Origin of the sequence: Shewanella sp. SNU WT4, from assembly GCF_006494715.1 — a bacterium.
GTDB lineage: Bacteria > Pseudomonadota > Gammaproteobacteria > Enterobacterales > Shewanellaceae > Shewanella.
Genome location: NZ_CP041151.1, coordinates 348671 through 361678, shown reverse-complemented (window position 1 = coordinate 361678; position 13008 = coordinate 348671). Strand labels below are relative to the sequence as shown.

Sequence of the window (13008 nt, the reverse complement as noted above, 5' to 3'; positions counted from 1 at the left end):
CAATTTATGTTGCCAAACGAAGCGGGCTTCGCTTAGTCCTGATCCAACTCGATATTAATACCAAGTGAACGGATTTCCTTCAGCAATACGTTGAAGGACTCAGGCATACCAGGTTGCATTTGATGATTTCCGTCCACGATGTTCTTATACATCTGTGTACGACCATTCACGTCATCTGACTTAACGGTAAGCATTTCCTGCAAGGTATAAGCAGCGCCATACGCTTCCAGGGCCCATACTTCCATCTCACCGAAACGCTGACCACCGAACTGAGCTTTACCACCCAGCGGCTGCTGAGTAACTAAGCTGTAAGAACCGGTAGAACGGGCATGCATCTTGTCGTCAACCAAGTGGTTAAGCTTCAGCATGTACATGTAACCTACGGTTACTTCACGCTCAAACTCATTACCGGTACGACCATCAAACAGTTTCAACTGACCTGAAGTTGGCAAGCCTGCCAATTCCAGCATCTGCTTGATTTCAGATTCTTTTGCACCGTCGAATGCAGGGGTAGCAACAGGTAAACCACCTTTCAGGTGTTTAGCCAAGCGCAACACTTCTTCATCGGTAAAGCTGTCAATATCAACACGCTGCAGTGCATCACCCAGCTCGTAAGCTTTCTTCAGATACTCACGCAGCTCAGCTAACTCGCGTTGCTCTTCAAGCATCTCAGTAATACGATTACCGATACCCTTAGCAGCAGCACCCAAGTGAACTTCCAATACCTGACCGATGTTCATACGCGATGGTACACCCAGCGGGTTCAGTACGATGTCAACAGGGTTACCCTTGTCATCGTATGGCATGTCTTCAATTGGACAGATCTTAGAGATAACACCCTTGTTACCGTGACGACCAGCCATCTTGTCACCAGGTTGGATAGTACGCTTAACCGCTAAGTAAACTTTAACGATTTTCAGTACACCTGGAGCCAGATCATCACCTTGGGTGATCTTGCGACGCTTGATATCAAACTTCTTATCGAAATCAGCTTTCAGCTCTTCGTGCTGTTCTGCCAACTGCTCTAATTCAGTTTGCTTAGTCTCGTCGTCGATCACTTGTACCAGTAATTCCTTCCGTGGAATTTCGGTCAGCTTAGCTTCGCTAAATCCAGCACCCAGTAACAAGTTACGTGCACGGCCCAAAACACCTTCTTCAAGGATCTTGAACTCTTCAGTCAAGTCTTTACGAGCTTGAGCTATGTGCATCTCTTCGATTTCTACGGCACGCTTGTCTTTCTCTACGCCATCACGGGTAAATACTTGAACGTCGATTACGGTACCTTTCACAGAGTTAGGTACACGCAGCGAGCTGTCTTTAACGTCAGAGGCTTTTTCACCGAAGATAGCGCGGAGTAACTTTTCTTCTGGAGTCAGCTGAGTTTCGCCTTTAGGCGTTACTTTACCTACCAGAATGTCGCCGCCCTTCACTTCTGCACCAATGTAAACGATACCTGACTCGTCTAATTTAGACAGAGCAGATTCGCCCACGTTTGGAATGTCAGCCGTGATTTCTTCGCTACCCAATTTAGTATCACGAGCAATACATGACAGCTCTTGAATATGGATAGTGGTGAATCTATCTTCTTGAGCTACACGCTCAGAGATTAAGATAGAATCCTCGAAGTTATAGCCGTTCCAAGTCATGAATGCGATACGCATGTTCTGACCTAACGCCAAATCACCTAAGTCGGTTGAAGGACCGTCAGCCAGTACGTCACCACGAACAATAGGATCACCTACGCTGCAGCATGGACGCTGGTTGATACAAGTGTTTTGGTTAGAACGGGTGTATTTGGTTAAGTTGTAGATATCAATACCCGCTTCACCAGCGTGTAATTCTTCTTCGTTAACCTTAACTACGATACGACTTGCGTCAACGTAATCAACCACACCGCCACGCTTAGCAGCCACAACTACACCAGAGTCGACAGCCAGAGCGCGTTCAATACCGGTACCTACCAACGGCTTATCAGCGCGTAAAGTTGGTACAGCCTGACGTTGCATGTTCGCACCCATCAAGGCGCGGTTAGCATCGTCGTGCTCGAGGAACGGGATCAAAGATGCCGCTACAGAAATAATCTGCTGTGGAGAAACGTCCATATATTGAATGTCAGCAGCACGCATAAAGGTGGCATCACCCTTATGACGACAAGCTACTTGCTCTTCAATGATACGGCCTTCACTGTCTAATGTGATGTTTGCCTGAGCAACCACATAGCGACCTTCTTCAATCGCAGACAGGTATTCCACTTCATCGGTTACCACACCGTCGATAACTTTACGGTAAGGAGTTTCCAAGAAACCGTAAGAGTTAGTACGGGCGAATGTCGCCAATGAGTTGATCAAACCAATGTTTGGACCTTCTGGGGTCTCAATTGGACACAGACGACCATAGTGAGTTGGGTGAACGTCTCGAACTTCGAAGCCCGCGCGCTCACGTGTCAAACCACCAGGACCAAGGGCAGAAATACGACGCTTATGCGTTACTTCTGACAATGGGTTGTTCTGATCCATAAACTGAGACAGCTGTGAAGAACCGAAGAATTCTTTCACTGCCGCAGAAATTGGCTTAGCGTTAATTAAGTCTTGTGGCATTAATTCGTTCAAGTCGCCTAAAGACAGACGCTCACGAACTGCACGCTCAACACGGACTAAACCAACACGGAACTGGTTTTCAGCCATTTCACCAACACTACGAATACGACGGTTGCCCAAATGGTCAATATCGTCGACTTCGTCGTTGCCGTTACGTATATCGATGATTTTCTTCATCACAGCAACGATATCATCATTGCTCAGAACACCAGAACCTTGGTCTTCTTCGATTTCTAAACGACGGTTGAACTTCATACGACCTACTTTAGACAGGTCATAACGCTCTTCGCTGAAGAACAAGTTCTGGAACAAGGCTTCTGCCGCGTCCTTGGTTGGTGGCTCGCCTGGGCGCATCATGCGATAGATTTCTACCAGCGCTTCTAAGCGATTGGTAGTTGAATCGATACGCAGAGTGTCAGAGATATAAGCACCGTTATCTAATTCATTGATATACAGAGTGCTAATGTCTTTGATGCCGGCCAGAGACAGCTGAGCTAAATCTTCCAGGCTCAGGTGATTGTTGGCACTAACCAACACTTCACCGGTATCTGGATCGATATAATCTTGTGCAGCCACTTTACCAATGATGTACTCAACTGGAACTTCCAGTTCAGTAGTATTGGTCTTTTCTAACTGACGAATATGACGCGCAGTGATACGACGGCCAGATTCAACCAACAAAGTTCCTTCAGAATCTTTGATGTCGAAGCTTGCAGTTTCGCCACGTAAGCGGTCAGGACACAGGCTCATGACTAATGAGTCTTTTTTCAGGCTGAATTCAACCCGATCGAAGAAGGTGTCTAAGATTTGCTGAGTGCTGAAATCCAGTGCACGCAACATAATGGTCGCAGGTAACTTACGACGACGGTCGATACGTACGAATAACGCATCTTTAGGGTCGAATTCGAAATCCAACCATGAACCGCGGTAAGGAATAATGCGAGCATTATATAAAACCTTGCCTGATGAGTGAGTCTTACCACGATCGTGGTCGAAGAACACACCAGGGCTACGATGTAACTGAGATACAATTACACGCTCAGTACCGTTGATAACAAAAGTACCGTTGTCAGTCATCAGAGGGATATCCCCCATGTAGACTTCTTGCTCTTTGATATCTTTTACTGTGCCCGGTGCAGCTTCACGGTCATACAGAACCATGCGCAGTTTAACGCGCAGTGGAGCGGAATAAGTAACACCGCGAATTTGACACTCTTTCACATCAAAGACAGGCTCGCCTAGCTTGTAGCTAACATACTGCAGCTCAGAATTGCCAGAAAAGCTCTTGATGGGAAAAACGCTACGGAAAGCGGCTTCGAAACCACGCTCACCCGTAGGATCTTGATCGGTGAATTTCTTGAAAGAGTCTAACTGAATAGACAACAGGTAAGGGATATCCAAAACCTTTGGACGCTTACCAAAGTCTTTACGAATACGCTTCTTTTCAGAATAGGAGTAAACCATGGGTTTCCTCTGCTTGCGAGATGTGACCAAGACTGAACCAACACTCATGTGTTAACCCAGCACGTTTGCCCATCACCGTTGATGGCAAGAACCTAACCAGTAATCTCTGCTAGGGACTGCATAAAAATCCGGCGACACACGGTGAAAAAATCGCCAGCGCTTATAGCGCAAAAAAGGCTGACGGTTAAAAACCGTCAGCCTCACTCAAATTACTTTGAGTGGCAGTAAACTAAAATAGCTTACTTGATCTCTACAGAAGCACCAGCTTCTTCAAGTTCTTTCTTCAGAGCTTCAGCTTCTTCTTTAGAAACAGCTTCTTTAACTGCTACTGGAGCAGCTTCAGCCATAGCTTTAGCTTCTTTCAGACCTAAACCGGTAGCGCCACGAACTGCTTTAATAACAGCTACTTTGTTTGCACCGTGTGAAGTCATAACTACGTCGAATTCGGTTTGCTCTTCAACAGCAGCACCGGCATCAGCGCCGCCAGCTACTACAGCAGCAGCAGCAGAAACACCGAACTTCTCTTCCATAGCTTCGATCAGTTCAACAACTTCCATTACAGACATAGCTGCAAAGGCTTCTAACATTTGGTCTTTAGTGATAGACATAAGAAATATTTCCTATTGTTCTGAATTCAATTAGTTCAAGCAGCCAGCTTAAAATTAAGCGGCTTCTTTTTGATCGCGCAGTGCGGCCAGAGTACGAACGAACTTGCCAGCTGATGCTTCTTTCATAGTCATCATCAACTGTGCCAGTGCTTCTTCGTAAGTTGGCAGTTTTGCTAAACGATCAATGTCAGCTGCAGGGATAAAGTTCCCTTCAAAAGCTGCGCCTTTAACTTCGAAGTTAGCTTGCTCTTTAGCAAAGTCTTTTAACAGACGAGCTGCAGCACCTGGGTGCTCAGTAGAGAAAGCAATCAAAGTTGGGCCAGTAAACACATCGCTAAGGCACTCATAAGAGGTACCTTCAACTGCACGACGAGCCAGAGTGTTACGTACAACTTTCACGTATACACCGTTAGCACGGGCAGCTTTACGCAGAGTGGTCATGGCACCTACAGTTACGCCGCGAGAATCGGCAACAACTGCAGAAAGCGCACCTTTGGCAGCTTCGTTGACTTCAGCAACAATCGCTTTTTTGTCTTCGAGTCTTAATGCCATTGGCTATACTCCTGGATTCTACCTGGGTTACCCCAGTATTTACCTATTAACAACTTATGTTGTTAATGACTTACGGCGCAGATATTCCAGCAGATAAAAATCTAAACTGGGGCCTGACACCGTCTACGCAGGAAATTAAGTGAATCTAATGATTTACACCTGCGGTCTTGGACGGAAATCTGTTTAAACAGACTTCAACCCACCAAAGTGCGCGCATTATAGACTAATACACGCACCTTGTAAATTAGTTAGCAGCGTCCAGAGTACCCTGGTCAACAGCTACACCTGCACCCATAGTGGTGGAGATGGTTACTTTCTTAACGTAAACGCCTTTAGCTGCAGCTGGCTTGGCTTTTTTCAAAGCAGACAGCAGGGCTTCCAGGTTTTCTTTCAGTTGAGCGGTTTCGAAGTTCACTTTACCGATGGTAGTGTGAATGATACCGTTCTTGTCGTTGCGGTAACGAACTTGACCAGCTTTGGCATTCTTAACGGCTTCAGCAACGTTAGGAGTAACAGTACCAGTCTTAGGGTTAGGCATCAGACCACGTGGGCCTAAGATCTGACCTAACATACCAACAACGCGCATTGCATCTGGAGATGCGATAACTACGTCGAAGTTCATTTCGCCAGCTTTAACTTTCTCAGCCAGCTCTTCCATACCTACCAGTTCAGCGCCAGCAGCTTTAGCAGCTTCAGCGTTTGCACCTTGGGTGAACACAGCTACACGTACGTCACGACCAGTACCGTGTGGCAGCACAGTGGCGCCACGAACGTTTTGGTCAGATTTACGTGGGTCTACGCCCAGGTTAACGGCAACGTCAACACTTTCTAAAAACTTGGCAGTAGCCAGTTCTTTCAATAAAGCAACAGCTTCATTGATGTCATAGCTCTTGGTTACGTCTACTTTTTCGCGAATTACGCGCATGCGTTTAGTCAGCTTTGCCATTGTCTTAGTCCTCTACTACCAAACCCATTGAACGTGCAGTACCTTCGATTGAGCGAGTCATCGCTTCAATGTCAGCACCAGTCATATCAGTAGCTTTCAATTCAGCAATTTCCTGCACAGCAGAACGCTTGATGGTAGCTACTTTTTGAGTGTTTGGACGGCTTGAACCAGACTTCAGGCCAGCAGCTTTCAATAATAAGAAAGATGCAGGTGGAGTCTTAGTTTCGAAAGTGAATGAACGATCGCTGTATACAGTGATAACAACTGGAATTGGCATGCCTTTTTCCAGTTTTTCTGTACGAGCGTTGAACGCTTTACAGAATTCCATGATGTTCACGCCTTTCTGACCCAGAGCTGGACCAACTGGTGGCGAAGGATTCGCTGAACCAGATTTAACTTGCAGCTTGATATAAGCTTCAATCTTCTTTGCCATGTGACATTTCCTCTATTTGGGTTCAAACGCTAATTGACGACATGCCAATAAGCTCCCCCGAAAACAATGGGAGCGGATTATATAGAAATCCGCTCCCGTTGCCAAACGGATTTAGTGTTTTATTTAATCAGTTTTTTTCAACCTGACCAAAATCCAGTTCAACAGGTGTTGAGCGACCAAAGATCATTACAGAAACCTTAACGCGGCTCTTCTCGTAATCCACTTCTTCAACGGTGCCGTTGAAGTCAGCAAATGGACCTTCAGTAACACGTACCACTTCACCTGGTTCAAAAATAACACGGTGAGTTGGTGACGCCGTTGTTTCTTGTAAACGACGTAAAATAGCATCAGCTTCTTTATCAGAAATAGGCGCCGGACGGTCAGAAGTACCGCCGATGAAGCCCATTACACGTGGGATGCTTTTTACTAAGTGCCAGCTTTCGTCATTCATTTCCATCTGCACTAATACATAGCCAGGGAAGAATTTACGTTCGCTTTTACGACGTTGACCTGCACGCATTTCAACAACTTCTTCTGTAGGTACTAAAACCTCACCGAAGTAGCGTTCCATTTCGTACATTTTGATATGTTCGATCAGAGATTTACATACACGGCCTTCATAACCAGAGAATGCCTGTACTACATACCATCTTTTTTTTACTTCGTTAGCTTCAGTCATCTATGGTGCCTATACGCCAGTGATAAAGTTTACAATTCGTAGCAGAATGGCGTCCAGTCCCCACAAAATTAATGCCAAAACACCAGTAGCAGCTAATACGATAAAAGTCGTATTCAGCGCTTCTTGGCGTGTTGGCCAAATAACTTTGCGTACTTCAATTTGCGATTCACGAGCAAATGCCAGAGCCATCTGGCCCTTGGCTGTTTGCAATGCAATTACGCCTGCAACAGCAAACGCACCCACAACCGCTAAAACGCGAACCAATACGCTGGTATCGCTAAAATACTGGTTGCCGATCACAGCGGCTGCCAGCAACAGGATGACTACACCCCATTTCACCATATCCAGAGAATTACCCTGTTCTTCAGTATTCGTTGTCATCGGTTTAGTCCGTTATTCGCTTGGAGCTGTGCTTGTTTAGTAAATACCAATATCCGGCATTATACACAAGAGCATCCCGGATAGTTCAACTTGCCCAAGCTAACTGCCCATGCAGAAACAGTTAAAGGGTTAAAAATCGGCCATAGATTGTATTCTGAATCAGCCTCAACCGCAAGGTTGTACAGCCTCGATGATCTCGCATTAATTCAAGATTTTTAAAAATCCACGCTTAATGAGATGATTTTTATTCAGACCAGTAATCCTATAGCAATCTAGTTAACCCTGATTAAATTCAGAAAACAAAAAAGGAGACCTAAGTCTCCTCTTTTAGTGTCTAACTAAGTTCGCAATTAAGCGATGATCTTAGCAACAACACCAGCACCAACAGTACGGCCACCTTCACGGATAGCGAAGCGTAAACCTTCGTCCATCGCGATTGGGCAAATCAGGGTAACAACCATCTTGATGTTGTCGCCTGGCATTACCATTTCAACGCCTTCTGGCAGTTCGATAGTACCGGTTACGTCAGTTGTACGGAAGTAGAACTGTGGACGGTAGCCTTTGAAGAATGGAGTGTGACGTCCGCCTTCATCTTTAGACAGTACGTATACTTCTGATTCAAAAGTAGTGTGTGGGTTGATTGAGCCTGGCTTAGCCAGTACTTGACCACGTTCTACGTCATCACGCTTAGTACCACGTAACAGAACACCACAGTTCTCACCTGCACGACCTTCGTCCAGCAGCTTACGGAACATTTCTACGCCAGTACAAGTAGTCTTAGTAGTGTCACGAACACCAACGATTTCTACTTCGTCACCAACTTTAACGATACCGCGCTCTACACGACCAGTTACTACTGTACCACGGCCTGAAATAGAGAATACGTCTTCGATTGGCAGCAGGAATGGCTTATCGATGTCACGCTCTGGCTCTGGAATGTAAGAATCCAGGGCTTCTGCCAGTTCAATGATCTTAGCTTCCCACTCAGGCTCGCCTTCCAGTGCTTTCAGAGCAGAACCCTGAATTACTGGTAAATCATCACCTGGGAAGTCGTATTCAGACAGCAGTTCACGAACTTCCATCTCAACCAGTTCCAGCAGCTCTTCGTCATCTACCATGTCACACTTGTTCATGAATACGATGATGAAAGGTACACCTACCTGGCGAGAAAGCAGGATGTGCTCGCGAGTCTGTGGCATTGGACCATCAGTAGAAGCAACTACCAGGATAGCGCCGTCCATCTGAGCAGCACCAGTGATCATGTTTTTAACATAATCGGCGTGGCCTGGACAGTCTACGTGCGCATAGTGGCGTGAAGGAGTGTCATATTCGATGTGAGAGGTATTAATGGTAATACCGCGCTCACGCTCTTCTGGAGCGTTATCGATTTGTGCGAAATCACGAGCTTCACCACCGTAGGTCTTAGCCAGTACGTGTGAAATAGCAGCGGTCAGAGTGGTTTTACCATGGTCAACGTGACCGATGGTGCCCACGTTAACGTGGGGTTTTTTACGTTCAAATTTAGCTTTAGCCATGGTTTTGCCTCAATCCAACATCTTGGTGATGAAAACTGCACATGTGAAAAAATTCGATGCATATTATTAGCATCGAATCGTTATTTAGTATAAAGGAGCTTGAAATGATGGTGCTGATACCCAGAATCGAACTGGGGACCTCATCCTTACCAAGGATGCGCTCTACCGACTGAGCCATATCAGCAACAAATTTGGAGCGGGCAGCGGGAATCGAACCCGCGTTATCAGCTTGGAAGGCTGGAGTAATACCATTATACGATGCCCGCGCAACCTAATCAGGCTACCTAACACTAGGAATATGGTGGAGGGAGAAGGATTCGAACCTTCGAAGGCTGAGCCGTCAGATTTACAGTCTGATCCCTTTGGCCACTCGGGAACCCCTCCAGAAAAATGGTGCCGGCACCAAGAGTCGAACTCGGGACCTACTGATTACAAGTCAGTTGCTCTACCAACTGAGCTATGCCGGCGTGTCATTTCGGAGCGGATAATATGGAATAATTGCCGCGAGCGCAATAGAAAAATGCAATTATTCTCAAACATTGCATCAACGGCTGCTTTTTTGAACGAATACAAGGCTTGCCGTTCATTTTTTATGCCATTAACATTTACTCACGCCAAGGGTTGTCGACAACTGTTAGTATGGTGTACTGTGCAGGGCTTAATAGAGGACCTCGAATGCCAGTACAAAATAGCACCCAAGCCGCCTTGTATATGCCTTTTGCGCGCCAACAGTGGGCTGAGTTACGTAATGCAGTACCTTTGACTTTATCTCAGCAAGATATCGCTGATTTACAGGGACTCAACGAAGATCTTTCCTTGCAAGAGGTCACTGACATTTATTTGCCTCTGAGTCGACTATTAAACCTCATTATTGGTGCTAAACAAGTTCGCGGCCAAGTCGTGGAACAGTTTTTAGGTCAGCAACCTCATCGTAGCCCTTATATCATCAGTATTGCGGGTAGTGTTGCTGTGGGTAAAAGTACGACTGCCCGCATTTTACAGGCTTTGTTGCAGCGCTGGCCTGAACACCCAAGAGTAGACTTAGTGACTACCGATGGCTTTCTTTATCCGTTAGCCACCCTTAAGCGTAAAGGCCTCCTAAAGCGCAAAGGCTTTCCTGAAAGCTATGACACTAAAATGCTGATTGAGTTTGTGTCTGCTATTAAAGCAGGACTTAAGAATGTGACAGCGCCCATCTACTCGCACATCACCTATGATCGCGTGGCTGAGCAGCAAGTCATTAATCAACCAGACATTCTTATCATCGAAGGCCTCAATGTTTTACAGACAGGTCTTGATGCGCCAGTTGATATAAAACGGCCTTTTGTTTCTGATTTTGTTGATTTTTCTATCTACGTAGATGCTGATGATACCTTATTGAAAAACTGGTATATCAATAGGTTTTTACGTTTTAGAAGTGGTGCCTTCAGTGATCCGAAATCATTTTTCCATCACTACGCAAGCCTTAACGATCAGCAAGCTATTGAGACAGCAAGTAATATTTGGGACACCATTAATGGCCCCAATTTACGCCAAAACATCTTACCAACGCGAGAGCGAGCCCACCTTATTTTGCGCAAAGGCGGGCAGCATCGCATGGATCAAGTGTTTTTAAGAATGTGATTGTCTCAGGGTTATTTCGCCACCGATAAAGCTTTTTTCTTCCAGTTCGGTGGCAAGCCTTATCCCTCCCTGCTCATCAATCCCCAGATAGCGACCAGTTTCCATCTTATCGCCCATATGAATATTCACAGTTTTGCCAATAAAGATGTCACTGCGTTGCCAGCGACTCATAAACGCCGCTAATCCTGCTTGCTCAAATTGCAGTAAATCACGCGTTAACTCTTGCTGCAGAGCTATAATGATATCGCTCTTATTCAAGTCTTTGACTATATCTGCTAAATCACTCCATGGCTGACTGATATCTAGTCCACTTTGCTCTGGCATACAAATATTGACGCCTATGCCAATGGCCAAATGACAGCCGCCATCGGCCTGTCCTTGCAGCTCAACTAAAATTCCAGCTAACTTTTTGCCTGAGCGATAAATATCATTAGGCCACTTTAATCCTAACTCGCTGACACCAAAAGACTCAAGCACCTTAACTAAACTGCAGCCAACGACTAGGCTCAATCCCATTAATTGAGTCATGTTGCTACTGGTTTGCCAATACTGGGTAAAATACAAGTGGCTACCATAAGGCGAAGCCCAAGTTTTACCACGACGACCGCGGCCACTGGTTTGGCTTTCTGCCACACAAATATCACCACGCTCTAAATCATTAACATGACTCAACACAAAGGCATTGGTTGAATCTATTTGATCGAAATAAAAGCTGCGCGAGGAAATCGCACTTTTAAGCTTATCAGCATCCGCAAGTTGCACTGCACTCGCCAGTTTATAACCTTTGCCTTTGACGCTGTATATCGCCACGCCGAGCGCGATTAAGCCATCAATATGTTTGTTGATAGCGCTGCGGCTCACGCCCAGCTCCTGCGCTATGCGCTCACCAGAGATAAAATGCCCGCTGGTTAATAATTCTAAAATTTGTCGCTTCCGCTGCCAGTGATCTATCATAGCGCTGCTATTACTCCCTGATTCGCAATTAAACGGGGCTCAATCTCAAGTGTTACTGCAAACAAACTATATACTTTAGCCACGACATGATTCGCTAATGCTGCCACCTCAGCGCCACTGGCGCCACCAAGATTAATCAGCACTAACGCTTGATGTTTGTGAACTGCCGCTCGCCCTAACTCAAACCCCTTTAAGCCAGCATGCTCAATCAACCAACCGGCCGCTAATTTCACGCGGCCATCATCAAGTGCATAGCCAACAATACTCGGAAACTTACGAGCTAGCTGCTGGTAGGTGACAACATTGACTATGGGATTTTTAAAGAAACTGCCAGCATTACCGTAAATAGCGGGATCGGGTAATTTACTGCGCCTAACTTCACACACGCAGTCAAATATTTGCTTGGGTGTAACTGTGGCTTTATCAAAGTCTTGTAGCGGCCCGTAATTGAGTAGCGGCGTCCATGATTTGGCTAATTTAATACCAACACTTAAGATGACGGCCGTCTGTTGTAACTCGTGCTTAAAAACCGATTCACGGTAATCAAAGCCGCATTGCTCGGCGGTTAATCTAACGATTTCGCCAGACGTTAAATCAAGATACTCAACCCAAGCGCAAACATCACAAAACTCTTTACCGTAAGCGCCAATGTTTTGAATGGGAGCAGCGCCAACACAGCCAGGAATCAATGCCATATTCTCTAAACCTGGCATATTCAGCGCTAACGTTTGCTCAATTAAGGCATGCCAGTTAACGCCAGCTTCAACGTCTAAATAATACCAATCTTGATCTTCACTCACCTTTAGCCCTTGGGAATCGACTTTAATGACGCACCCAAGAAAATCATCTAACAGCACCAGATTACTACCGCCACCTATGATTAACATTGGTTGGCTTTGTTGATGACACGCAAGCGCCATAGCAATTAACAGCTGCCGATTATTGGCCAGTTTAAATTCGAGACAAGATTGATCGATACCAAAGGTGTTAAAGGACTTGAGTGAATTACCAATCATGATGCTGTTCATTTAGAAATAATGACACCATTGTATCAGCCAATTTTAAATAATTGACCATGGTGAGGAGTGAATAGCGAAAACAATGACATTTAGGGCTATGAGAATTGCTCTGCTCCATGACGGCATTGCCAGTAATTGCCTCTTTTCAAGGAATGATTGGCTTTGTCATTGGCACCTTGCTCAGGAACCGACTTTATATTTCAAGTAACGTTAGCCA

11 protein-coding genes and 4 tRNA genes are annotated in these 13008 nt (G+C 45.6%); 1 reads left to right on the top strand and 14 read right to left on the bottom strand.

Features of this window, described 5'->3' with window-relative positions; translation table 11 throughout:
* Positions 1–32 precede the first annotated feature (32 nt).
* From rpoB to FJQ87_RS01520, 12 genes are all read right to left on the bottom strand, one after another.
* Positions 33–4061 carry a DNA-directed RNA polymerase subunit beta gene (gene rpoB / locus FJQ87_RS01575; RefSeq protein ID WP_140930187.1) on the bottom strand — a complete coding sequence of 1343 codons (4029 nt, stop codon included), beginning with the start codon at positions 4059–4061 and terminating at the stop codon, positions 33–35.
* 239 nt (positions 4062–4300) lie between these two features.
* Positions 4301–4669 (bottom strand): 50S ribosomal protein L7/L12, encoded by a 369-nt coding sequence (gene rplL / locus FJQ87_RS01570; protein WP_140930186.1) that lies wholly within the window; start codon positions 4667–4669, stop codon positions 4301–4303.
* A 54-nt stretch (positions 4670–4723) separates the two neighbouring features.
* Entirely contained in the window at positions 4724–5221 is a 498-nt protein-coding gene (gene rplJ, locus FJQ87_RS01565) for a 50S ribosomal protein L10 (protein ID WP_140930185.1), read from the bottom strand.
* Between the two features lie 244 nt (positions 5222–5465).
* Positions 5466–6167 (bottom strand): 50S ribosomal protein L1, encoded by a 702-nt coding sequence (gene rplA, locus FJQ87_RS01560; RefSeq protein ID WP_140930184.1) that lies wholly within the window; start codon positions 6165–6167, stop codon positions 5466–5468.
* Between the two features lie 4 nt (positions 6168–6171).
* On the bottom strand, positions 6172–6600 hold the full coding sequence (rplK, locus tag FJQ87_RS01555) for a 50S ribosomal protein L11 (RefSeq protein WP_140930183.1): 429 nt from the start codon (positions 6598–6600) through the stop codon (positions 6172–6174).
* Between the two features lie 127 nt (positions 6601–6727).
* Positions 6728–7279 carry a transcription termination/antitermination protein NusG gene (nusG, locus tag FJQ87_RS01550; protein WP_140930182.1) on the bottom strand — a complete coding sequence of 184 codons (552 nt, stop codon included), beginning with the start codon at positions 7277–7279 and terminating at the stop codon, positions 6728–6730.
* Positions 7280–7288: 9 nt separating this feature from the next.
* Entirely contained in the window at positions 7289–7660 is a 372-nt protein-coding gene (gene secE, locus FJQ87_RS01545) for a preprotein translocase subunit SecE (RefSeq protein WP_140930181.1), read from the bottom strand.
* Positions 7661–8010: 350 nt separating this feature from the next.
* Entirely contained in the window at positions 8011–9195 is a 1185-nt protein-coding gene (gene tuf / locus FJQ87_RS01540; RefSeq protein WP_140930180.1) for an elongation factor Tu, read from the bottom strand.
* Between the two features lie 108 nt (positions 9196–9303).
* Positions 9304–9379, bottom strand: a tRNA-Thr gene (locus FJQ87_RS01535).
* Between the two features lie 8 nt (positions 9380–9387).
* Positions 9388–9461, bottom strand: a tRNA-Gly gene (locus FJQ87_RS01530).
* Between the two features lie 33 nt (positions 9462–9494).
* A tRNA-Tyr gene (locus FJQ87_RS01525) sits at positions 9495–9579 on the bottom strand.
* 7 nt (positions 9580–9586) lie between these two features.
* Positions 9587–9662, bottom strand: a tRNA-Thr gene (locus tag FJQ87_RS01520).
* Between the two features lie 208 nt (positions 9663–9870).
* On the opposite strand from FJQ87_RS01520, the gene coaA reads away from it, so the two are divergent.
* Positions 9871–10818, top strand: a complete 948-nt coding sequence (coaA, locus tag FJQ87_RS01515) for a type I pantothenate kinase (RefSeq protein WP_140930179.1) — start codon at positions 9871–9873, stop codon at positions 10816–10818.
* Here coaA and birA read toward each other — a convergent pair.
* On the bottom strand, positions 10807–11772 hold the full coding sequence (birA, locus tag FJQ87_RS01510; protein ID WP_140930178.1) for a bifunctional biotin--[acetyl-CoA-carboxylase] ligase/biotin operon repressor BirA: 966 nt from the start codon (positions 11770–11772) through the stop codon (positions 10807–10809). The two genes, coaA and birA, sit on opposite strands and share 12 nt — an antisense overlap.
* Entirely contained in the window at positions 11769–12791 is a 1023-nt protein-coding gene (gene murB, locus FJQ87_RS01505; protein WP_168195237.1) for a UDP-N-acetylmuramate dehydrogenase, read from the bottom strand. Before murB ends, birA begins: the two co-directional genes overlap by 4 nt.
* Positions 12792–13008 lie beyond the last annotated feature (217 nt).

Bases quoted from the DNA above. Each gene is read 5' to 3' on its own strand.
- rplK (WP_140930183.1), bottom strand. From the start codon at position 6,600: ATGGCAAAGAAGATTGAAGCTTATATCAAGCTGCAAGTTAAATCTGGT.
- rpoB (WP_140930187.1), bottom strand. From the start codon at position 4,061: ATGGTTTACTCCTATTCTGAAAAGAAGCGTATTCGTAAAGACTTTGGT.
- coaA (WP_140930179.1), top strand. From the start codon at position 9,871: ATGCCAGTACAAAATAGCACCCAAGCCGCCTTGTATATGCCTTTTGCG.
- nusG (WP_140930182.1), bottom strand. From the start codon at position 7,279: ATGACTGAAGCTAACGAAGTAAAAAAAAGATGGTATGTAGTACAGGCA.
- rplJ (WP_140930185.1), bottom strand. From the start codon at position 5,221: ATGGCATTAAGACTCGAAGACAAAAAAGCGATTGTTGCTGAAGTCAAC.
- tuf (WP_140930180.1), bottom strand. From the start codon at position 9,195: ATGGCTAAAGCTAAATTTGAACGTAAAAAACCCCACGTTAACGTGGGC.
- birA (WP_140930178.1), bottom strand. From the start codon at position 11,772: ATGATAGATCACTGGCAGCGGAAGCGACAAATTTTAGAATTATTAACC.
- rplA (WP_140930184.1), bottom strand. From the start codon at position 6,167: ATGGCAAAGCTGACTAAACGCATGCGCGTAATTCGCGAAAAAGTAGAC.
- secE (WP_140930181.1), bottom strand. From the start codon at position 7,660: ATGACAACGAATACTGAAGAACAGGGTAATTCTCTGGATATGGTGAAA.
- rplL (WP_140930186.1), bottom strand. From the start codon at position 4,669: ATGTCTATCACTAAAGACCAAATGTTAGAAGCCTTTGCAGCTATGTCT.